The sequence below is a fragment of the Streptomyces sp. NPDC001568 genome, assembly GCF_042893755.1.
GTDB lineage: Bacteria > Actinomycetota > Actinomycetes > Streptomycetales > Streptomycetaceae > Streptomyces.
Genome location: NZ_JBIAVF010000006.1, coordinates 42411 through 62617 on the forward strand (window position 1 = coordinate 42411; position 20207 = coordinate 62617).

The 20207-nt window shown below is 74.0% G+C and carries 19 protein-coding genes; 9 read left to right on the forward strand and 10 right to left on the reverse strand.

The window, feature by feature from the left end; translation table 11 throughout:
• Positions 1 to 22: 22 nt before the first annotated feature.
• The 5 genes from ACFY0I_RS12620 to ACFY0I_RS12640 form a co-directional block, all read right to left on the reverse strand.
• Positions 23 to 1453 (reverse strand): dihydrolipoyl dehydrogenase family protein, encoded by a 1431-nt coding sequence (locus ACFY0I_RS12620; protein WP_388893668.1) that lies wholly within the window; start codon positions 1451 to 1453, stop codon positions 23 to 25.
• 43 nt (positions 1454 to 1496) lie between these two features.
• Entirely contained in the window at positions 1497 to 1916 is a 420-nt protein-coding gene (locus ACFY0I_RS12625) for a thioredoxin family protein (RefSeq protein ID WP_388893670.1), read from the reverse strand.
• A gap of 100 nt (positions 1917 to 2016) precedes the next feature.
• Positions 2017 to 3459: an aldehyde dehydrogenase family protein gene (locus ACFY0I_RS12630; protein ID WP_388893672.1), complete on the reverse strand. Its 1443-nt coding sequence runs from the start codon at positions 3457 to 3459 to the stop codon at positions 2017 to 2019.
• Between the two features lie 165 nt (positions 3460 to 3624).
• A complete protein-coding gene (locus ACFY0I_RS12635) occupies positions 3625 to 4824 on the reverse strand; it encodes a thiolase family protein (RefSeq protein WP_388893674.1) in 1200 nt (399 codons plus the stop codon).
• Positions 4825 to 4997: 173 nt separating this feature from the next.
• Positions 4998 to 6002, reverse strand: coding sequence for a LacI family DNA-binding transcriptional regulator (locus ACFY0I_RS12640; protein WP_388893676.1), 1005 nt, complete (start codon positions 6000 to 6002; stop codon positions 4998 to 5000).
• Positions 6003 to 6245: 243 nt separating this feature from the next.
• Between ACFY0I_RS12640 and ACFY0I_RS12645 the strand changes: the two genes are divergently transcribed.
• The 4 genes from ACFY0I_RS12645 to ACFY0I_RS12660 all read left to right on the forward strand — a co-directional run bounded on the left by ACFY0I_RS12645 (position 6246) and on the right by ACFY0I_RS12660 (position 10439).
• On the forward strand, positions 6246 to 7529 hold the full coding sequence (locus tag ACFY0I_RS12645) for an MFS transporter (protein ID WP_388893678.1): 1284 nt from the start codon (positions 6246 to 6248) through the stop codon (positions 7527 to 7529).
• 67 nt (positions 7530 to 7596) lie between these two features.
• On the forward strand, positions 7597 to 8292 hold the full coding sequence (locus ACFY0I_RS12650; protein WP_388893680.1) for an alpha/beta fold hydrolase: 696 nt from the start codon (positions 7597 to 7599) through the stop codon (positions 8290 to 8292).
• A gap of 152 nt (positions 8293 to 8444) precedes the next feature.
• Positions 8445 to 9809 carry an amidase gene (locus ACFY0I_RS12655; RefSeq protein ID WP_388894394.1) on the forward strand — a complete coding sequence of 455 codons (1365 nt, stop codon included), beginning with the start codon at positions 8445 to 8447 and terminating at the stop codon, positions 9807 to 9809.
• Positions 9810 to 9974: 165 nt separating this feature from the next.
• Complete coding sequence (locus ACFY0I_RS12660) at positions 9975 to 10439, forward strand: type II toxin-antitoxin system PemK/MazF family toxin (RefSeq protein WP_388893682.1); 465 nt, start codon at positions 9975 to 9977, stop codon at positions 10437 to 10439.
• An 87-nt stretch (positions 10440 to 10526) separates the two neighbouring features.
• Here ACFY0I_RS12660 and ACFY0I_RS12665 read toward each other — a convergent pair whose 3' ends face one another.
• Entirely contained in the window at positions 10527 to 11360 is an 834-nt protein-coding gene (locus ACFY0I_RS12665; protein WP_388893684.1) for a TIGR02452 family protein, read from the reverse strand.
• A gap of 108 nt (positions 11361 to 11468) precedes the next feature.
• Here ACFY0I_RS12665 and egtA point away from each other — a divergent pair, with 108 nt between their 5' ends.
• From egtA to egtD, 4 genes are read left to right on the forward strand one after another with little or no spacing between them, the layout of a single operon-like run.
• Positions 11469 to 12797 (forward strand): ergothioneine biosynthesis glutamate--cysteine ligase EgtA, encoded by a 1329-nt coding sequence (egtA, locus tag ACFY0I_RS12670; protein ID WP_388893686.1) that lies wholly within the window; start codon positions 11469 to 11471, stop codon positions 12795 to 12797.
• Positions 12794 to 14161: an ergothioneine biosynthesis protein EgtB gene (gene egtB, locus ACFY0I_RS12675; protein ID WP_388893688.1), complete on the forward strand. Its 1368-nt coding sequence runs from the start codon at positions 12794 to 12796 to the stop codon at positions 14159 to 14161. Before egtA ends, egtB begins: the two co-directional genes overlap by 4 nt.
• The gene (gene egtC / locus ACFY0I_RS12680) at positions 14161 to 14919 is read left to right on the forward strand and encodes an ergothioneine biosynthesis protein EgtC (RefSeq protein WP_388893689.1); all 759 of its coding nucleotides are present in this window, start codon (positions 14161 to 14163) and stop codon (positions 14917 to 14919) included. Before egtB ends, egtC begins: the two co-directional genes overlap by 1 nt.
• Complete coding sequence (egtD, locus tag ACFY0I_RS12685) at positions 14916 to 15890, forward strand: L-histidine N(alpha)-methyltransferase (protein WP_388893691.1); 975 nt, start codon at positions 14916 to 14918, stop codon at positions 15888 to 15890. Before egtC ends, egtD begins: the two co-directional genes overlap by 4 nt.
• Here the strand turns inward: egtD and ACFY0I_RS12690 are convergent.
• From ACFY0I_RS12690 to ACFY0I_RS12700, 3 genes are all read right to left on the reverse strand, one after another.
• A complete protein-coding gene (locus ACFY0I_RS12690) occupies positions 15773 to 16882 on the reverse strand; it encodes a 1-acyl-sn-glycerol-3-phosphate acyltransferase (RefSeq protein WP_388893693.1) in 1110 nt (369 codons plus the stop codon). The genes egtD and ACFY0I_RS12690 overlap by 118 nt on opposite strands.
• A complete protein-coding gene (locus ACFY0I_RS12695) occupies positions 16879 to 17655 on the reverse strand; it encodes a GNAT family N-acetyltransferase (RefSeq protein WP_388893695.1) in 777 nt (258 codons plus the stop codon). The genes ACFY0I_RS12690 and ACFY0I_RS12695 overlap by 4 nt, the downstream gene beginning before the upstream one ends.
• Before the next feature lie 145 nt (positions 17656 to 17800).
• Complete coding sequence (locus tag ACFY0I_RS12700; protein ID WP_388893697.1) at positions 17801 to 19063, reverse strand: extracellular solute-binding protein; 1263 nt, start codon at positions 19061 to 19063, stop codon at positions 17801 to 17803.
• A gap of 160 nt (positions 19064 to 19223) precedes the next feature.
• Here ACFY0I_RS12700 and ACFY0I_RS12705 point away from each other — a divergent pair, with 160 nt between their 5' ends.
• Positions 19224 to 19442, forward strand: coding sequence for a dodecin (locus ACFY0I_RS12705; protein WP_388893699.1), 219 nt, complete (start codon positions 19224 to 19226; stop codon positions 19440 to 19442).
• A 192-nt stretch (positions 19443 to 19634) separates the two neighbouring features.
• On the opposite strand, the gene ACFY0I_RS12710 is transcribed toward ACFY0I_RS12705, so the two are convergent.
• On the reverse strand, positions 19635 to 20129 hold the full coding sequence (locus tag ACFY0I_RS12710) for a hypothetical protein (RefSeq protein ID WP_388893701.1): 495 nt from the start codon (positions 20127 to 20129) through the stop codon (positions 19635 to 19637).
• Between the last annotated feature and the right edge of the window lie 78 nt (positions 20130 to 20207).

Genomic DNA, 20207 nt, shown 5'->3' on the forward strand with positions numbered 1-20207 from the left:
CCGGCACCGCCGGCCGAAGTGGCTAGCCCCGATACGCCTCCAGCAGCCGCAGCCAGACCTCGCTGATGGTCGGGAACGCCGGAACCGCGTGCCACAGCCGGTCGATCGGCACCTCGCCCACCACGGCGATGGTGGCCGCGTGGACGAGTTCGGCGGCGCCCGCGCCCACGAAGGTGACCCCGAGGAGGACCTCCCGGTCGAGATCGACCACCATCCGGGCGCGACCCCGGTACCCCTCCGCGTAGAGGCCCGCGCCCGAGACCTTCCCCATGTCGTGGTCGACGGCCCGCACCCGGTGGCCCGCCCGCTCGGCCTCGGCGAGGGAGAGCCCGACGGCGGCTGCCTCCGGGTCGGTGAACACGGCCTGCGGCACGGCTCGCGCATCGGCCGTGGCCGCGTGGGTGCCCCAGCGGGAGGTGTCGATGTCACCGGTCCCGGCTGCGCGGGCGGCGATGGCAGCGCCGGCGATCCGGGCCTGGTACTTGCCCTGATGGGTGAGGAGCGCGCGGTGGTTCACATCACCGACGGCGTAGAGCCAGTCGCTGCCGGGCACCCGGCAGCTCTCGTCCACCCCGATCCAGTCACCCGGGGTCAGGCCCACGGTGTCCAACCCGATGTCCTCGGTCCGCGGGGCCCGGCCGGTCGCCACCAGCAGTTCGTCGCCCTCCAGCCGCTCCCCGCCCGCCAGCACCACCGTGACGGGGCCGGTCGACCCGTCGCGCTCGACCGCCTCGACCTCCACCCCCGTACGGACGACCGCGCCGGCCTCGCGCAACGCGTCGGCGACCATCTCCCCGGCGAAGGGCTCCATCCGCGGCAACAGCCCGGATCCCCGTACCAGCAAGGTCACGCGGGAACCGAGCGCCTGCCAGGCGGTGGCCATCTCGGCGGCCACGACCGAACCGCCGACGATCAGCAGTCGGCCCGGCACCTCCCGCGCGGACGTGGCCTCGCGGCTCGTCCACGGCCGGGCCTCGGCGAGCCCGGGGACCTCCGGCACCACGGCGCGGGTGCCGGTGGCGACCACCACCGCGTGCCGGGCGGACAGGATGTGGTGCTCCCCCTCCGGGCTGGTCACGGCCACCTTGCGAATGCCGTACAGCCGGCCGTGACCCCGGTAGAGATCGGCCCCCGTGGAGTCGATCCAGCCGACCTGTCCCTCGTCGTTCCAGTTCCCGGTCCCGTAGTCACGGTGCGCGAACACCGCCTCCGCGTCCAGCGGGCCCGCCACGGCACCGGCCAGCCCCGGCACCCGCCGCGCCTCGGCCCGTGCCAGCGCCGGTCGCAGCAGGGCCTTGCTCGGCACACAGGCCCAGTACGAGCACTCGCCGCCGACCAGCTCGCTCTCCACCAGCGCCGTGGTCAACCCGGCGGCCCGGGTCCGGTCGACGATGTTCTCGCCGGCCGGTCCCCCGCCGAGCACCACGACGTCGTACTCCATCGCTTCAGTCATGGGGACCAGTGTCTCCGCAGCGGACGGGCCGCGGCCGGCAAGGTCAGGGCTGCGGCGTGCCGGGGGTCTCGTCGGGCCGCGGGTCGGCCGCCGGACCGGCCGACGGCTCCGACTCGGCGATCTTCGCTCTGACCTCGTCCATGTCGAGGGCGCGGGCCTGCCCGATGAGGTCGGTCAGTGCGGCTGCCGGCAGGGCTCCGGGCTGCGAGAAGATCGCCACCTGGTCCCGGACGATCATCAGGGTCGGGATCGAGGTGATCTGGAAGGCCGCGGCCAGCTCCTGCTGGGCCTCGGTGTCCACCTTGGCGAAGACCAGGTCGGGGTGGTCCTGCGCGGCCTTCTCGTAGACCGGGGCGAACTGCAGGCAGGGGCGGCACCAGCCCGCCCAGAAGTCGATCAGCACGAACGGGTTCTCGCTGACCGTCCGGTCGAAGTTCTCCTTGGTGAGCTCGACTGTAGCCACGGGTCCAGACCTCCTGTTTGGTGCGTGTCCTGTGTGAACGACCGACCCACCCGTCGAATTCCGCACTCACCACGGATCCGTCGAACGAGTGACCGGACCCCTAGAACGGGTGGCCGGGCGCGCTGGTCCGGGCCGTCGTCCAGCGGAGTTCGGTGAAGGCGTCCAGGTTCGCCTCACCGCCGAAGCGGGCGCCCGTACCGGAGGCGCCGACCCCGCCGAAGGGGGCCACGGCCTCGTCGTTCACGGTCTGGTCGTTGATGTGCGCGATGCCGGTCGGTATCCGATCGGCCAGCTCCATGCCGTGCGCCGCGTCGCGGGTGATGATGCCGAGCGAGAGCCCGTAGGGCCCCGCCGAGGCCAGCTCGACGGCCTCGTCCTCCGTCACGAAGGACCGTACGGGCGCCACCGGGCCGAAGACCTCCTGCGCGTAGGCCGGCGTGTCGTCGGCCACCCCCGCCAGTACGGTGGGCCGGTAGAAGAGGTCCCGGTGGGTGCCTCCGGCGACGAGCTTGGCGCCCTGTCCGATGCTGGCCTCGACCAGCCCGTGGACCCGCTCCAGCTGGGTTTCGTCGAGCAGCGGGCCCAGGTGCACCCGCTCGCGGTACGGGTCGCCGACGGCCAGCGCCTCGGCGCGCGCGGCGAGGCGCTCGACGTACTCGTCGTAGAGCGAGGCGTGGACGAGGTGCCGGCCCGTGGTCATGCAGATCTGCCCCTGGTGGAAGAAGGAGCCCCAGGAGGCCTGCGCGACGGCGGCCTCGACGTCCGCGTCCGCGAGCACGACGAGCGCAGAGTTGCCGCCCAGTTCCAGGTGAGCGCGCTTGAGGTGACGGCCGGCCAGCTCGCCGACCGCGCGGCCCGCGGCGGTGGAGCCGGTGAACGACACCACGCGCACGCGCGGGTCGGCCACCACCGCCGCCCCCGTCTGCGCCCCGCCGGGCAGGACCTGGAGCAGCCCGGCCGGCAGTCCGGCGGCGGCGAGGACGGCCGCCAGGGCGAGACCGCCGCACACGGCGGTGCGACGGTCCGGCTTGAGCAGGACGGCGTTGCCGAGCGCGAGGGCCGGGGCCACCGAGCGGATCGAGAGGATCAGCGGCGCGTTGAAGGGGGCCACGACCCCGACGACGCCTGCCGGCACCCGGCGGGTGAAGGAGAGTCGGGGCGCCTCGGTGGGCAGGACCTGACCCGTCGGACGGGAGGCGAGGGCGGCGGCCTCGTAGCACTCCTGGGCGGCGACGTGCAGCTCGAAGTCCGCCTTGCCGGGGATGGAACCCGACTCCCGGACCAGCCATTCGCGCAGTTCGTCGGCGTGGGCGGCGAACAGGTCACCGGCGCGGCGCAGTACGGCGGCCCGCTCCGGGTGGGTGGCGCGCGCCCAGTCCCGTTGCGCGGCGTGGGCCCGTACGGCTGCCTCGGCCACGTCGGCGGGGGCGGCGAGGTCGAGCGTGGCCAGGGTGCGCCCGGTCGCGGGTTCGACGACCGGGGCCGTGCCGCCGGTCAGGGTGGGTCCGTCCTGCCAGAGCGTCGGGTCGAGGAGCGGCGTCACGCGGGGCCTCCGGAAGGGCATGGTGCGGGGCGGGGGGCGGCAGCACGCGCCATCGTGCCAGACCGGAGACACCACTTCTGTTCAGTTATTGGGCAGTTGACGGGCTGTCATGTCTGGAAACGATCGACAGCCCGCGAACGCGCCGACGCCACGGCGGGGCCGGACTCAGCGCTCCAGGACGAGCGCGATGCCCTGCCCGACGCCGATGCACAGCGCCGCCATGCCCGTACCCGAACCCGCGGCAGCCAGTTGGTGGGCGACCGAACCGGCCAGTCGGGCTCCCGAGGCGCCGAGCGGGTGGCCGATGGCGATGGCCCCGCCGCGCGGGTTGACCACGTCCGGGTCCAGCTCGGGCCAGGCCGCCAGACAGCCGAGCGCCTGTGCGGCGAAGGCCTCGTTGAGCTCGAAGGTCGTCAGGTCGGTCAGCGAACGGCCCGCCTTGCCCAGGACCCGTTCGACCGCGTCGACCGGGCCGAGGCCGAAGAGCTGCGGCTCGATCCCGGTGACGGCACTGGCGCTGATCCGGGCCAGCGGTTCACGTCCGGTCGCCGCCAGCCCGGCCTCGTCCGTCAACAGCAGGGCGGCTGCCCCGTCGTTGAGCGGGGAGGCGTTGGCGGCCGTGACCGTACCGGACCCGTCCGTTCGGAACGCGGGCTTCAGTCGGGCGAGGGCCTCCGGGGTGGAGCCCTCACGGATGCACTCGTCGCGCGCGAGGTCCACGCGCGGGTACGGGACGACCTCGTCGGCGTACAGCCCGGCGGCCCAGGCGGCGGCGGCCTTGTGGTGGCTCCGCAGCGCGAAGGCGTCCTGCGCCTCGCGCGTGATGCCGTGCTTCTCGGCGACGAGTTCGGCGCCCTCGCCGAGCGAGCCCGTCCACTGGGCGGGCATGGCGGGATTGGTCATCCGCCAGCCGAGGGTGGTGGACCACATCTCCTGGTGCCCTGCGGGGAAGGCCCGCTCCGGCTTCTGCACCACCCAGGGGGCACGGCTCATCGACTCGACGCCGCCCGCGATGGCGACGGAGGCGTCGCCCAGGGCGATGGCGCGGGCCGCCTGGACCACGGCCTCCAGGCCGGAGCCGCAGAGCCGGTTGACGGTGACCCCGGGGACGGTGACGGGCAGGCCGGCGAGCAGCACCGCCATGCGGGCCACGTCCCGGTTGTCCTCACCGGCGCCGTTGGCGTCGCCGAAGACGACGTCGTCGATGCGGGCCGGGTCGAGGTCCGGCGTACGGTCCACCAGCGCGCGCACCACATGGGCGGCCAGGTCGTCCGGCCGGATTCCGGCCAGTGCCCCGCCGAACTTGCCGATCGGGGTGCGGACGGCGTCGACGACGTACACGTCGCGGACGGTGCGGATGCTCATGGGGTCTCTCCTGGGCGGATCCGTACGGGCGGCGGCGCATCGGGGCCGGCTTCGGCACCGGGCACGCCGCCGGGCACGCCCGGTGGGGCGCGCCCGCAGTTTCCGCCCGACCGTCGTCGCCTGTCAACGGCCGCCCGGAAGCCGGCGGGGCGCCGGGCGGGCCCGCCGCGGCCTCAGGTCGACTCGCGGGGTACCACCAGGGCCGCCATCAGGTCGTGCCGTTCGGTGATCTCCGACGGTTCGCGCACCGCCCGGTCCACCAGCGACGCCAGGTGGTCCCCGGTCGGCAGCTCCAGCCGGACCGTGCTCAGTCGGGGCCGCAGCAGTCGGCCGATGAGCAGGTCGTCGGCCCCCATGACCGCCACGTCCTCGGGGATCCGCAGGCCGGCGTCCTGCAGGGCGCGCATCAGCAGCATCGCGTACTCGTCGTTGTACGCGAAGACCGCGTCGAGTCCGAGCGAGGGCCAGCGGGCGACGAGTTCCGCCGCCGACTCCTCGGTGTGGGCCAGGGGCACCTCCTGGACCTCCGCGCCCGCGACGGACCGGGCTCCGGCCAGGCGGGGCCCGGAGAACAGTTCCAGTCCCGCCTCCCGGGGGACGATCACTCCGATCCGGCGACGGCCGCGCTCCACGAGGTGGGCGGCGGCGCGGGCGCCGATCTCCGCCTGGTCCATGACGAGCCCGTGCGCGCCGGGCACGCCGGCGGGCCCCAGGGTGATGACGGCGCGGGCGCCGGCCCGCTTGAGGGTGGCGACGTTGTGCGGCGACAGGGCGATCTCTCCGAGCGAGATCACGGCGACCGGCCGCAGTTCGGCCCAGGCGCGGGCGGCCTCGTCCCCGTTCAGGCCGAGGCTGCCGTACTGGACCACGGTGTAGTCCAGGCGGCGCAGCGCCCACTGCAGCTCGTTGAGGAAGGCGCTGTAGAGCGGGCCGACCGGCACGTGGGAGGTGGGCAGCAGGACGATCCGGGTGTGCCCGGCCCGCAGGCTGCGCGCGGCGGCGTGGGGGACGTAGCCGAGTTCCTCGGCGGCCTCCCGGACCTTGCGCCGGGTCGGTTCGCTGATCCGCACGGCTGCCGCGTTGTTGAGCACGTACGAGACCGTCGCGCGCGACACGCCCGCGAGGCGGGCGACGTCCGCGCTGGTCGGCACGTTCGGCGATTTCGGTGACTGAGACATTGCCGTCGCATCTTTCCAGACCTGTTGCGCCCGGGGGCTGGCGGATGGCCTGAAACGGATGCTACACAGTGGTTACACGATTCATTGACACGTGTAACCGCCGCATCGCGACCCCCTGGGTGCGCGATGTCGCACGTGTCCGACCGTGCCGCCGTCCCGTCGCGCTCCGACGCACCCCCGCCGTCGCGACGGGGCGGCGCGCACCCCTCACCTCGTATCGGATCCCCTGCCCAGGAGGGCACCGTGGCCCTTTCCTCCCCCGACTCCGGCACCGCTCCCGGCGCGCCCACCGCACCCGGCGGCGCCGACCCCTCGCCCGGCCCCGGGGCCGCGCCCCCGCCGGGTCGCGGCCTGCTCCCGCTGCTGCTCCTCGGCAACACCGCCATGTACGCCCTGTACATCGGCGTGGCCGGCATCCTGCTCGCGCTCCAGGTCGAACAGGTGGACCCGGCGAACAAGGTCGCCAACTTCGGCCTGATCGCGGGGGTCTCCGCGATCTTCGCGACGGTCTTCAACCCGGTCGCGGGCGCCCTCTCCGACCGCAGCGGACGCCGCGATCCGTGGATCCTGGGCGGCGGGCTCGCCGCCGTGCCCGCGATGTTCCTGCTCGGACTCGCCGACACGATCCTGCTCATCACCATCGCCTGGTGCCTCGGCCAGGCCGTGATGAACGTCTACCAGGCGGCCATCACCTCGGTGGTGCCCGACCGGGTACCGATGACCGCCCGCGGCAAGGCCTCGGCGGCCGTCGGCCTCGGCCTGCCCTTCGGCTCCACCGTCGGCGCGCTGGTGGGCGCGGCCTTCTCCGACGACTACCGCACCGGCTACCTGGTGTTCGGCGCCGTGGTCGCGGGCGCCGCCGTCCTGTTCACCGCGTGCGGCCGCGAGCGGCGGCTCCCGGCGCGTGCCCCGATGCCCGTCCGGAGCCAACTGGCCGCCTTCACCCATGCGTTGCGCGACCACGACTTCCGCTGGGCGTTCATCGGGCGGGCGCTGTTGGTCCTCGGGTACTTCGCGGTGAGCGGGTACCAGCTCTACATCCTCCAGGACCACACCGTGCTGCCGGACGGGCTGGAGCCGGAGGCGGCGGTGGCCGTGCTGATGCCCGTGACGAGCGTCGCGATGGTCGTCTCCACCGTCGTGGGCGGCTACCTGTCGGACCGCTTCGACCGGCGCAAGCTGTTCGTCGGGGCTTCCGCGCTGCTCTCGGCGATCGCCCTGGTCATCCCGGCCGTGTCGGCGAGTTGGTCGGCGATGTTGGCGTTCGCCGTGGTCAACGGGCTCGCGTTCGGCTGTTACATGGCGGTGGACACGGCGCTCGTCACGATGGTCCTGCCCAAGGCCGAGGACGCCGCCCGGGACATGGGCGTGCTCAACATCGCCAACGCCGGACCGCAGATCGTGGCGCCCTTCGTGGCCTCGGTGGTCGTGTCGCTGACCGGCGGGTACACGGCACTGTTCGTGGTCGCGGCCGTGCTGGCCGTGGCGGGGGCCCTGGCCGTACGGCCGATCCGCGGCGTCCGCTGACTTCCCCCACGCACCCCATTGCGCCTTCTCGACTCCCCACCCCCTCTCCTCCTCGAAAGGCATCACCGTGCAGCTGCACACCCGCACCTGGGGCGAAGGCGAGCGCCTCGCCGTCCTCATCCACGGCATCATGGCCGACCACCGCACCTGGCGCCGGGTCGGACCCGCCCTCGCCGACCGCGGCTACCGCGTCGTCGCCGTCGACCTGCGCGGTCACGGAGCCAGCGGGCGGGGCCCGTACGGCCCGGAACTGTTCGCGGACGACGTCGTCGAGACGCTCCCCCGTGGCGCGGAGCTGGCCATCGGCCATTCGCTCGGCGGCCTGACCCTGTCGCTGGCCGTCGACCGGCTGGAGCCGCGTCGCGCGGTGTACTCGGACCCCGCCTGGCACCTGGCCGGTCCCGAACAGGGCTTCGATGCGGAAGCGTTCGCGCGGTTCAAGTCGGCGGGCAAGGAGCAGATCCGGGCGATGAACCCGCGTTGGGAGGAGGCGGACGTGGAGGTCGAGGCGGCGACCCTCGCCGTGTGGGACGAGGCCACCGCGCTGAGCCTCGCCCCGCTCCAGGGTCGGGACCTGCTGCCGGCGGCGCCGGTGGTGCCCTCCCTGGTACAGCTCGCCGATCCCAGTTTCCTGATATCCGAGGAGCGGGCCGCGCGGCTCACGGAGCGCGGCTTCGAGGTCCGTTCGGTCGCCGGAGCCGGACACACCATCCACCGGGACGACTTCGAGGGGTTCATGGCCTCGCTGGAGGGCTGGATATAGGAGCGCCCGGGGCTGTCCGACCGGCCGCCTCCCCCGCTACCGTCTTGCTACCGACGAGTAGGGGAGGTCCGGTGGCGGGTTCGTTGGATGTGGCGGGATCGCCGGGAACGTCGCGACCGCCGGGGGGTCAAGTGGCCCCGGGCTTGCGGGACATGGTGGCGCGGCTCGCCGAGGGTTCGGTCACCTCCATGGAGTTGGTCGAGGGATGCCTGAACCGGATCGCGGCGGCGCAGCCCTCGCTCAACGCCTTCCGCATCGTGCGCGCCGAGGCCGCGCTCGCCGAGGCCGCCGCCGCGGACCGGCGCCTCGCCCGGGGGGAACGGCTGCCGCTGCTGGGCGTTCCGGTGGCGGTCAAGGACGACATGGACGTGGCGGGCGAGCCGACCGCCTTCGGCTGCGCGGGGGACTTCCCGGCGCAGCACGCCGACAGCGAGGCGGTCCGGCGCCTGCGTGCGGCGGGGGCGGTCATCGTCGGCAAGACGCAGACGCCGGAGCTGGGTCAATGGCCGTTCACCGAGGGTCACGCCTTCGGCGCGACGCGCAACCCGTGGAACCCGGACCACACCCCCGGGGGTTCCTCGGGCGGTTCCGCGGCGGCCGTGGCCGCGGGGCTGGTGCCCGCCGCACTCGGTTCGGACGGGGCGGGTTCGGTACGGATCCCGGCGGCCTGGACCCATCTCGTCGGGGTGAAGCCGCAGCGCGGGCGGATCTCCACCTGGCCCGCGCCCGAGTCCTTCCACGGGTTGACCGTCAACGGCGTACTGGCCCGTACGGTCGCGGACGCCGCGCTACTGCTGGACGCGGCGAGCGGCTCCGACCCGGGCGACCTGCACCGGCCCGCCCACATCCCCGCGGCCGAGGCCGTACTGCGCCCGCCGGGGCGGTTGCGGATCGCGCTGTCCTACGGGACCGCCTTCACCGCGACGCCCAAGTCCCTCGACCCCGTGGTGCGTTCGGCGGTGGAACGGCTGGCCGGACGGCTGGAGTCGCTGGGCCACGAGGTGGTCCCGGAGGATCCCCGCTACGGCCTCATCGGGCTGACCTTCGTGCCCCGCGCGACCGTGGGCGTACGGGAGCTGGCGGCCCGGGTGCCCGATCCCGCGCTGCTGGATCCGCGGACGCACGAGGCGATGCGTACGGGGCGCCTGCTGGGCGGGCCCGCGCTGCGGGTCTCCCGGTGGGCCGAGGTGGCGCTGCGCCGCCGGGTCGGGGAGATATTCGGCCGCTTCGACGTGGTGCTCACGCCGACCACGGCCACTCCCCCGCTGCGGATCGGCGCCCTGGCGGGCCTGGGGGCCATGGCCACGGACCGGGCGATGATCGCGGCGTGCCCGTACGCCTGGACGTGGAACGTGCTGGGCTGGCCCGGGGTCAACGTCCCGGCGGGCTTCACCCCGGACGGCCTGCCGCTCGGGGCCCAGTTGCTGGGACCGTCGGACGCGGAACCCCGGTTGCTGTCGCTGGCCGCGCAGTTGGAGGCGGCGGAGGACTGGTCGGCGTACTGGCCCGCCCTCTGAGCCACGTGGTGTTCGGGGTTTCGCGGCGGCCCCCGCCCGTCGCCCGTTGGAGGGACGGGGCGGGGTGCGTGGGCGGCGCGACCCCGGGCCCGCGTCGGCGCATCCCGGCGGTCGCGGAGCGGGCGTGTTCCCGTTCGGGGTTCCGGGGCCAGTAATCTCGCCCGAATGACGGCACTTTCGCATCACGGCAACAGTCACGTCGAGCAGCCCGGACGGGACGGGGTCACCGCCACCACGGAGGCGGATCCGCGCGCCACGGGGCCGGTGCGCACCGAGTACGCGCCCGACAAGGACGGGGATCCGGACCCGGGGGAGATCGTCTGGACCTGGGTTCCGTTCGAGGAGAACGACGGCCGGGGCAAGGACCGCCCCGTCCTGGTCGTCGCCCGGGAGGCGGGCGGGCGGACGCTGCTCGCCGTCCAGCTGTCGAGCAAGCGGCACGACGCCGACCGGGAGTGGGTGCCGATCGGCTCGGGGCCGTGGGACTCCGCCGGGCGGGAGTCCTGGGTCGATCTGGACCGGGTGCTGCGGGTGCACGAGTCGGGGATGCGGCGCGAGGCGTGCGCGCTGGACCGGGCACGGTTCGGGCTGGTCGTGGACCGTCTGCGGGAGCTCTACGGCTGGCAGTGACGGCGCCCCTTCCGCCCGGGCCCTCCCGACGGGGCCTTTCCCCCGGGGCGGCCGTCCGCCGGGGCCCTTGCGCCGGCCCCCTTTCGATCAGCCCGTCGGCGGTGTACCGAAGGCGCGGGCGAAGGCTTCGCGGGTCGCCGGGTCGCGGTCGAGCACGCCGAACACGACGTGCTCGAACGTCCCGGCGAAGCGTTCGGCCAGCAGGGCCCGGAAGGCCTCCGCGACCTGGGCCGGGTCGTTCCGGAAGACCCCGCAGCCCCAGGCGCCGAGGACCAGACGCCGGTATCCGTGCAGCGCGGCGACCTCCAGCACCAGCTCCGCCCGTCGGGCCAGGGCGGCCGGGATCTCGGCGACGCGGTCCGGTTCCTGTCGGCGGATCGTGCCCGCGTTCGGCGCCGGGGAGGTGAGGAAGCCCGCCCGGAAGGGCGTCTCCATCAATTCGCCCCGGTCGTCGCGGAAGACGGGGACGCCGGGCGAGTGAATCACCCGGTCGGTGTAGAAGGTGCTCTCGGTCGCGCGGTGGACCTCGTAGTACGCGCGGGCCTCCAGCAGGGTCTCGTGGAGCGCCGAGGCGCGGCACAGCGCTTCCTCCTGGGCCTTGGCCCCGCGCACGTAGCCGCCCCCGGGATTGCGGGCCGACGCGAAGCTCAGGACCGCCACCGGGGCGGCTTCCGCGTCGACGGCGGCGAGCCGGCGGGCGGCGACCGTACTGCTCTCCCCCGTGACCTCGATGACCGTCCGGGCTCCGCCACCGACGGGCCCTTCGTCTGGAATGACCCGGTTTGGGCCGTATATCGTGGTTCCCGCCTTGGCTTCCGCCACGGCGGCGGCCAGGGAAACCTGCCGCCCGGACCGCGTCCGGTACGCGCCGGCCGCCACGATCAGCGCGTTCTCCCGCGCTATCTCACGCAATCTGCTCACGCCGCAAAGCTTCGGGCGCCGCCCGGGGCAAAGCAAAGGAATTTGTGTCCCGAGGACGGGTAGGCACGGGTGACATCAAGGCCGACGACAGGAGACGAGGAAACGGTGATGCCGGAAATCCCGCCCGATCCGTTCGCCCAGGACTTCGACCACGCCTCCCTCACGGAGCCCGCCGCCGAGCACCTGGTGCACGGCATATGTTTCAAGACCGGACCGCCCCGACTGATCGGCACCGAGCTGGAATGGCTCGTGCTGGACGCCGAACGACCCTGGCAACCGTTGCCGCCCGAACGACTGGCGGCCGCCCACGAAGCCGCCCACGCCCTGCCGCTGCACTCGCGGATCACCGTCGAGCCGGGCGGGCAGCTGGAGCTCAGCTCGGAGCCCGCCGCCTCCCTCACCGCGTGCGTGGACGACCTCCAGGAAGACCTCACCGCAGTACGCGCCGCCCTGGACGCCCAGGGGCTGGTCCTGCGGGGCGCCGGCCAGGACCCGCGCCGCCCCTTGCGACGGCTGCTGAGCAGCCCGCGCTACGACGCGATGGAGGCCTACTTCGACCGTACGGGCCCCGCCGGCCGGGCCATGATGCGCTCCTCCGCCTCCGTCCAGGTCTGCGTGGACGCCGGTCACGAGGAGCCGGGGCCCCTCGGCTACGGCCGCCGCTGGCGGCTGGCCCACCTGCTGGGTGCGGTGCTGGTCGCCGCGTTCGCCAACTCGCCGGCGCGCGAGGGCCCGTACCGGGGGTGGCGGTGCGCCCGCCAGGGGATCTGGGAAGACATCGACGCGCGACGCTCCCTGGCCCCGCCGCTGGACGCCGAGCCACGGGCCGGGTGGACCCGGCACGCCCTGGACACCGGGGTGATGTGCGTACGGTCCGAGGGCGACGGGCCGTGGCCGGTGCCGAGCGGGCTGACCTTCCGGGACTGGCTGCGCGGCGACGTGCCCGCGGACGCCCGCCCCGGCGGACTGCGTCCGCCCACCGCGCGGGACCTGGAGTACCACCTCAGCACGCTCTTCCCGCCGGTCCGCCCGCGCGGCCACCTGGAGCTGAGGATGATCGACGCGCAGCCCGGCACGGACGGCTGGCTGGTGCCCGCGGCCGTCGTGCACGCGCTCTTCGACGACCCGGAGGCCGCGGAGACCGCGTACCGGGTGTCCAAGTCGTTGGCCGACGCCTACGGCGGCCGGGCCGCCCCGCGCAATCCCCTGTGGCGCACCGCCGCCCGGGAGGGGCTCGCCGATCCCGACCTGCGGTCGGCCGCCACCGCGTGCTTCCTGGCGGCCCGCGAGGCGCTGCCGCGCCTCGGGGCGAGCACGCACGTACGCGACACGGTCGGTGCCTTCACCGAGCGCTACGTCCTGCGCGGCCGTTGTCCGGCCGACGAAGCCGAGGAGGACGACCTGTGGCAGCCCGCCGGGAAGGGATACCGCGCATGAGCATCGACAGCCCGCACCGGAGCGCCGACCACCCGGGCCGGAGCGTCGGCGCCCCGCCCGGGAGCACCGACCCCGAGGCCCTGCGCGAGCGCGCGGTGGCCGCCCTGACCGCGGCGCGGGTGCGTACCGCCGCGCTGACGGACCCGGTGGACGACCGGGACCTGACCGCCCAGCACTCCCCCTTGATGTCGCCGCTCGTGTGGGACCTGGCGCACATCGGGAACATGGAGGAACTCTGGCTGCTGCGTCACGTGGCCGGGCGCGAGTCCCTGCGCCCGGAGATCGACCCGCTGTACGACGCCTTCGAGCACCCCCGTTCCGAACGGCCGAAGCTGCCGCTGCTCGGGCCGGCGGAGGCCCGCCGGTACGCGGCCGAGGTGCGGGGCCGGGTCTTCGACCTGCTGGAGAACGTCCCGTTGGAGGGCACCGGGCTCCTGACCGACGGCTACGTCTTCGGCATGATCGCCCAGCATGAACAGCAGCACGACGAAACGATGTTGATCACCCACCAGCTCAGAGCGGGCGCCCCGGTGTTGACGGCCCCGGAGCCGGACCCGCCGCAGGGCCCGCCCCCGGGCGCGGTCGAAGTCCTCGTACCTGCCGGGCCGTTCACCATGGGAACGTCCACGGAGCCCTGGTCGCTGGACAACGAACGCCCCGCGCACGTCCGCGACGTCTCCGCGTTCCTGATCGACACGACTCCGGTGACCAACGCCGCGTACCAGGCCTTCATCGCGGACGGCGGCTACCGGGAGCCCCGCTGGTGGGCTCCCGAGGGCTGGGAGCAGATCCGCGCCCACGACATCGTGGCGCCGCTGTTCTGGCACCGGGAGGGCGGCCAGTGGCTGCGCCGCCGGTTCGGGGTGACCGAGCCCGTCCCCGGTGACGAGCCGGTGCTGCACGTCAGTTGGTACGAGGCGGACGCGTACGCCCGCTGGGCGGGGCGTCGGTTGCCCACCGAGGCCGAGTGGGAGAAGGCCGCCCGGCACGACCCCGCCGGCGGGCGGTCCCGCCGGTATCCGTGGGGCGACGCCGATCCGACGCCCGCGCACGCCAACCTGGGCCAGCGTCACCTGCGCCCGGCGCCGGCGGGCGCCTACCCGGCCGGGGAGTCCCCGCTGGGCGTGCGCCAGCTGATCGGCGACGTGTGGGAGTGGACGGCGTCGGACTTCCTGCCCTACCCGGGCTTCAGCGCCTTCCCCTACCGGGAGTACTCCGAGGTGTTCTTCGGCCCGGAGCACAAGGTGCTGCGCGGCGGCTCCTTCGCCGTGGACGCGGTCGCCTGCCGGGGCACCTTCCGCAACTGGGACCTGCCGGTGCGCCGGCAGATCTTCTCCGGCTTCCGGACCGCGAGGGACGCCTGATGTGCCGTCACCTCGCATACCTGGGGCCGGAGGTGGCCCTGGGCCGGCTGCTCGACGAGCCCGAGCACTCCCTCGTACGGCAGTCCTGGGCGCCGCGCCGCCAGCGGTACGGCACGGTCAACGCCGACGGGTTCGGCGTCGGCTGGTACGCGCCGGGCGACCCGGTACCGGCGCGCTACCGGCGCGCCGGGCCCGTCTGGGGCGACCTGACCTTCGCCGACCTGGCCCGCGTCGTGCGCAGCGGTGCGGTGCTGGCCGCCGTACGCGACGCGACGTTCCCGGGCGCGGACGGGGAGGCCGCGGCGGCGCCGTTCGCCTCGGGGCCCTGGCTGTTCAGCCACAACGGAGCCGTCCGCGACCATCCCGACTCCGTGGCCGCGCTCGCCGCGGCGCTGCCGCCCCGCGAGCTGCTCCAGCTGGCCGCCCGCACCGATTCCGCGCTGGTGTGGGCGCTGGTCCTGCACCGGCTGCGGCAGGGCGACGACCTGGGCACGGCCCTCGCCGAGGCGGTGCGCGAGGTGTCCTCGGCCGCTCCGGGTTCCCGGCTGAACCTGCTGTTGACCGACGGGACGACCATCGCGGCGACCGCCTGGGGCGATTCCCTCTGGTACCTGTCCGATCCGCCGGGCGGCCGCACGGTCGTGGCGTCCGAGCCGTACGACGACGATCCCCGGTGGTGCGAAGTGCCCGACCGGACCCTGCTGACCGCCACCCGTACGAGGGTCGCCCTGACCCCACTCAAGGAGACCACCCCGTGAGCGACTTCCAGTTGACCCGGACCCTCGACGAGAACGCCGCCGAGTCGGCGCTGCGCACGGACGTCCTGCGGGGGCTGACCGCGTCCCCCAAGGAGCTGCCGCCCAAGTGGTTCTACGACGCCCGGGGCAGTGAGCTGTTCGAGGAGATCACCCGCCTGCCCGAGTACTACCCGACGCGTGCGGAGCGGGAGATCCTGCTGGAGCGGGCCCAGGAGATCGCGTCGGCGAGCGGGGCGCGCACGCTGGTGGAGCTGGGTTCCGGTTCCTCGGAGAAGACCCGGCACCTGATCGAGGCGATGCCCGCGCTGCGGACCTACGTACCGGTGGACGTGAGCGAGAGCGCGCTGGCCGGGGCGGCCGAGGCGCTCCTGGCCGAGCATCCGGGCCTGGACGTGCACGCGCTGCTGGCGGACTTCACGCGGCCGCTGCGGCTTCCGCAGTCGCAGGGCCCGCGGCTGGTGGTGTTCCTCGGCGGGACGGTCGGCAACCTGCGGCCGGCGGAGCGGGCCGCGTTCCTGGCGTCCGTCCGGGCGATGCTGTCGCCCGGGGACGCGCTGCTGATGGGCACGGACCTGGTGAAGGACGAGGCCGTGCTGGTGGCGGCGTACGACGACGCCCAGGGGGTGACGGCGGAGTTCAACAAGAACGTGCTGGCCGTGATCGACCGGGAGTTGGGCGCGGACTTCCACACCGCCGACTTCGCGCACGTGGCGGTGTGGAACCGGGAGCAGGAGTGGATCGAGATGCGGCTGCGCGCCCGGTCGGCGGTGACGGTGAAGATCCGGGCCCTGGACCTGGTGGTGCCGTTCGAGGAGGGCGAGGAGATCCTGACGGAGGTGTCGGCGAAGTTCCGTCAGGAGGGGGTCCGCAAGGAACTCTCCGCGGCGGGGCTCGAGTTGACGCAGTGGTGGACGGACGCGGAGGGACGTTTCGCGCTGTCCCTGTCGGTGGTGGACGGCATCGCGGGCTGATCCGTCCGGTGGGGCGGCCCACCGGGTGAGCGGCCGGCCGGCCGCGGCTGTGCGGGGATCCCGGGCAGCGGCGGCCGGTTCGGCGGCGACTCCGGAGCTGGGGACAGGTCCTGCGGGAGGGGCGTCGGCGCCGGCCGCTCCACCGGGACCGCGCGCGGGACCGGCGCGTCCGCGAGGACGGGCTCCCCGGCCCGCTGCGGCGTCCCGGCGAGGACGGCGAGCCGGGCGGCCGCCGCGAGGTCCCGGCGGTCGGCGTACCGGCCCGCCGGGATCCGCGGCAGCAGCCACACCTCGGCCCGCACGCCGCGGGCCCGGGCGATCCGCCAGAGCGAGGCGGTCAGCGGGTCGTCGCCGACGAAGGCGGGCGCCCCGGCGAGCTCCCCGTCCGCCAGCAGGTACCCGATCCGTACGGGCTGTACGGGAACCCGCGCGTCCAGCGCCGACTGGAACGCGGCCCGCCGGAAGGGGCCCTGGGCGCGCCCGCACCAGGTGGATCCCTCGGGGAAGACGGTGACCCGGTCCCCGCCCAGCAGGACCCGGGTGAGGGTGTCGACGGTTGCGGGCAGGGCCCGGATCCGGTCGCGTTCGATGAACAGGGTGCCGGCCCGGGCGGCGAGCCCGCCGATCACCGGCCAGCCGCGGATGTCGCTCTTGGCGAGCATCCGGGAGGGCAGGACGGCGGCGACGAGCGGGATGTCGAGCCAGGAGATGTGGTTGGCGACGATCAGCCGGCCCCCGTCCGGCCCGGGAGCCCCGTGCACGGTGATCCGTACGCCCAGGGACCGGAGCAGGACGGTCGCCCAGGCGCGGACCAGCGCGTGGCGCGAGCGGGCCGGGAGCAGCCGTACCGGCGGGGCCGTCAGGACGCCGAGCACCAGCAGGGCGAGGGCGGCGGCCAGCCGCAGCACCGCGCGCGGCACGCCCGCGGCCGCCCCGGTGTGGGCGGCGCAGGCAGCGGGGGTACAGGGCCCGGTGGGCAGCCAGACGCTCATGCGCCCGGGGCGAGCGAGAGGAAGTGGTTCAGGTAGCGCGGGTTCGTCCGGCGCAGGGAGAGCAGGACGTACAGGTCGGCGCAGCCGAAGTTGGTGTCGAGGGCCGGCTCGCCGCAGACCCAGGCACCGAGGCGCAGGTAGCCGCGCAGCAGCGGCGGCAGTTCCATCCGGCCGGGGACGGTGACTCCCTCGGGGGTCCAGGGCAGGTGCGGGGTGACCCGGTATTCCTCGGGGGCGAGGTTGCGGGCGAGGACGGTCTCCCGGGTCGCGGCGGCCAGCACTCCGCCGTCGGAGAGCGGGACCGAGCAGCAGCCGGCGAGCCAGTTGTGGCCGGCGCGGTCCATGTAGCGGGCGAGCCCGGCCCAGACGAGGGCGATGACGGCGCCGTTGCGGTGGTCGGGGTGGACGCAGGACCGGCCGACCTCGACCAGGTCGGGGCGGATCGGGGCGAGCGCCGAGAGGTCGAACTCGCCCTCGGAGTAGAGGCGGCCCGCGACGGCGGCGCGTTCCGGGGGCAGCATCCGGTAGGTGCCGACGACCTGCTCCCTCTCCTCGTCGAGGACGAGGAGGTGGTCGCAGTAGGCGTCGAAGGCGTCGGAGTCCAGGCCGGGCTCGGGCCCGTCCAGGCGGGCGCCGAGCTCTCCGGCGAAGACCAGGTGGCGAAGCCGCTGGGCGGCGCGCACCTCGTCCTCGTCGCGGGCGAGGCGGACGGTGTAGCGCGGGGCGTCGACGGTCGGTGCGAGGGGGGACGGGGACAGGGGGGCGATGGTCATGGCTGCTCCTGATCCGGGCACGGGGTGCCGGGCCGCAGGTGGCGGACCCGGCTCCTTTACTTCTTCCGTGACCGGCTGGATTCGACATGACCGCTCAGCGGCCCTTGGATGTGCGGACGCTGAACTCAGCGCTCACCGGCGGCGATCAGCGGTCGGAGCTGAGCACCTGGCTGATCGTGTCCGAGGCGGCCCTGGCAGCCTCCTTGGGGTCCTGGCCGGTGAGCACGGCCGTCATGTACGGCTTGATCGGGTTCTTGGCCTCGATCTCGGCCCACCGGGCGGACTTGGGGGTGGCCCGGCCCTGGGCGGCGCCGGGGGCCATGTTGGTCGCACCCTCGTTGCCCTCGACGACGTGCGCGAGGGTGGTCTTGTTCGGTACGTAGCTCATGCTGCGGGCGAGCTCGGTCTGCCACTTCTCGCTGACCAGGGCGGTGATCAGGTCCACGGCCCGGGTGCGGTTCTTCGTCCGCTCCGGGATGATCAGGTCGGAGCCGCCGGTGAAGACCGCGCCTGCCTTCTCGGAGGTCTTGCCGGGTATCGGGAAGAAGCCGAGCTTGCCCTTGAGCTCCGGGTTGGCGGCTTCGATGCGGGCGGCCTGCCCGGGCGGGCCGATGATCTGGGCCACCTGGCCGCGGGCGAAGACGTCGGACTGCGGGGGCGTCTCCTCGTCGGCGTCCTTGGGGCCGTCGCCGAGTCCTTGGAGCTGCTTGTAGAACTCCATTCCGGCGAGGGCCTTGTCGTCGTCGAGGGCGCCGACCCATTGGCCGCTGGTCTCGACGGCGAGCTCGCCGCCCTCGTCCCAGATAAAGCCGGCGAGGACGTACCAGTTCTGGCCGGGCAGGTAGATGCCCTGCTGCTCGCCCTTGTCGAGCTTCTGGGTGGCCGAGATCCACTCCTGCCGGTTCTTGGGGGTGGCCTTGATCCCCGCGTTCGCGAAGAGGTCCTTGTTGTAGATCACCACCCGGTTCGCCGCGTACCAGGGCACCCCGTACTGGGCGCCGTTGACGCTGCCCGGGTCGGAGAGTCCCTTGAGCCAGTCCTTGCTGCCCCATTCGCGCAGGCCTTCGAGGGTCAGCTCGGAGAGGCCGCCGGTCTCGACGTACTGGGCGACCTGGGTGTTGCCGACCTCGATGACGTCGGCGCTCTCCTTGCCCTTGCCGGCGAGCACGGCGTTGACCTTGTCGCCGATCCCGGTCCACTCCTGGATCTTCACTTCCAGGTCGATGCCGGGATGCCCCTTCTCGAAATCGGCGGTGAACTTCGTGACGAAGTCCTCCGAGGCGCTGCCCTTCATCAGCCAGAGCGTCACCTTCTCGGACCCTTCGGCCGATCCGCCCACCAAACTGCAGCCGGTGAGGGCGGTCGCGGCCGCGAGGGCGGTGCACACGGCAAGGAAGCGCATCTTCAAGGGGTCACCTTCTGGGGATTGTTCTCAGATGGCTTGAAATTGGCATAGACCAATGGGTGGGTCAAGAGCCTTTCGCCCGGGATTGTTCACACAAAGTTCGCGGACCCGCCCTTACTGGGGCACCTTGGAACAAGGCAACAGACGACTGGCGGGAGAACCCATGTCCAACCACACCTACCGGGTGACCGAAATCGTCGGCACCTCCACCGAGGGCATCGATCAGGCCATCCGCAACGGCGTCTCGCGCGCCGGCCGGACGCTGCGCCACCTCGACTGGTTCGAGGTCACGCAGATGCGCGGGCACATCGAGAACGGCGAGGTGGCGCACTACCAGGTCGGCCTGAAGGTCGGCTTCCGCCTCGACGACGAGGAGGCGTGAGGGCGCGAGGAAGGCGGGTCCGGCGGCCGGGGCGGGCGGACGTCTGCCGGCGGGCGTCGGGATCGGCGGGCGGACCGGCAGGGGCAGGCTGACGGAGCGGCCGGGGCAGGGTGACGCGGGCGGCCGGGCGGGCGGGCGGACGGACGCGGCTGTGCCCGGCCGCTCGGGTGCGGGCGGCGGTACCGGGCCCGCTCAGGTGCGGCCCTCGCCCTCCTGGGCGGCCTTCAGCTCCGGCGCGTCCGCCGCCCAGTTCGCCAGGACGACCCGGAAACCCGCGGCGCGCGCCGCCTGGCAGACCAACTCGTCGTCGTCGACCAGCATCCGCACCTCGCGGCCGCGGGCCATCCGCTTCAGCACCTCCAGCTTGGTCTGCCGCGCCGGGCGGCGGTCCTGGTTCCCGCGCATCCACAACCGACCCTCGGGCAGCCCGTGTCGGGCCAGCCACGCGACGGTGTCGGCCCGGCACCGCTCCGGCCGGCCCGTCAGGTACACGACCTCGCAGTCGGTCGCGCTCTCCACGGCCAGCGCCACCCCGCGCGCGAGCGGCGGGTCGGCCGGGGCAGCGCCGAAGAACCCGTCCCAGTTCCGGGGCCGGCCCTCCAGGAAGTGCTGCCGGTGCGCGGTGTCGGCGAGGGTGTTGTCGAGGTCGAAGACGGCCAGCGGGCGGTGGGACGCGTTCTCGGTCATGGCCGCAGCCTAGGCCTCCCCCACGACAGCTCGGAGGCCTCCGGCGACGACCGGGGGCTGAGCGGGCCGGGGCGGGCG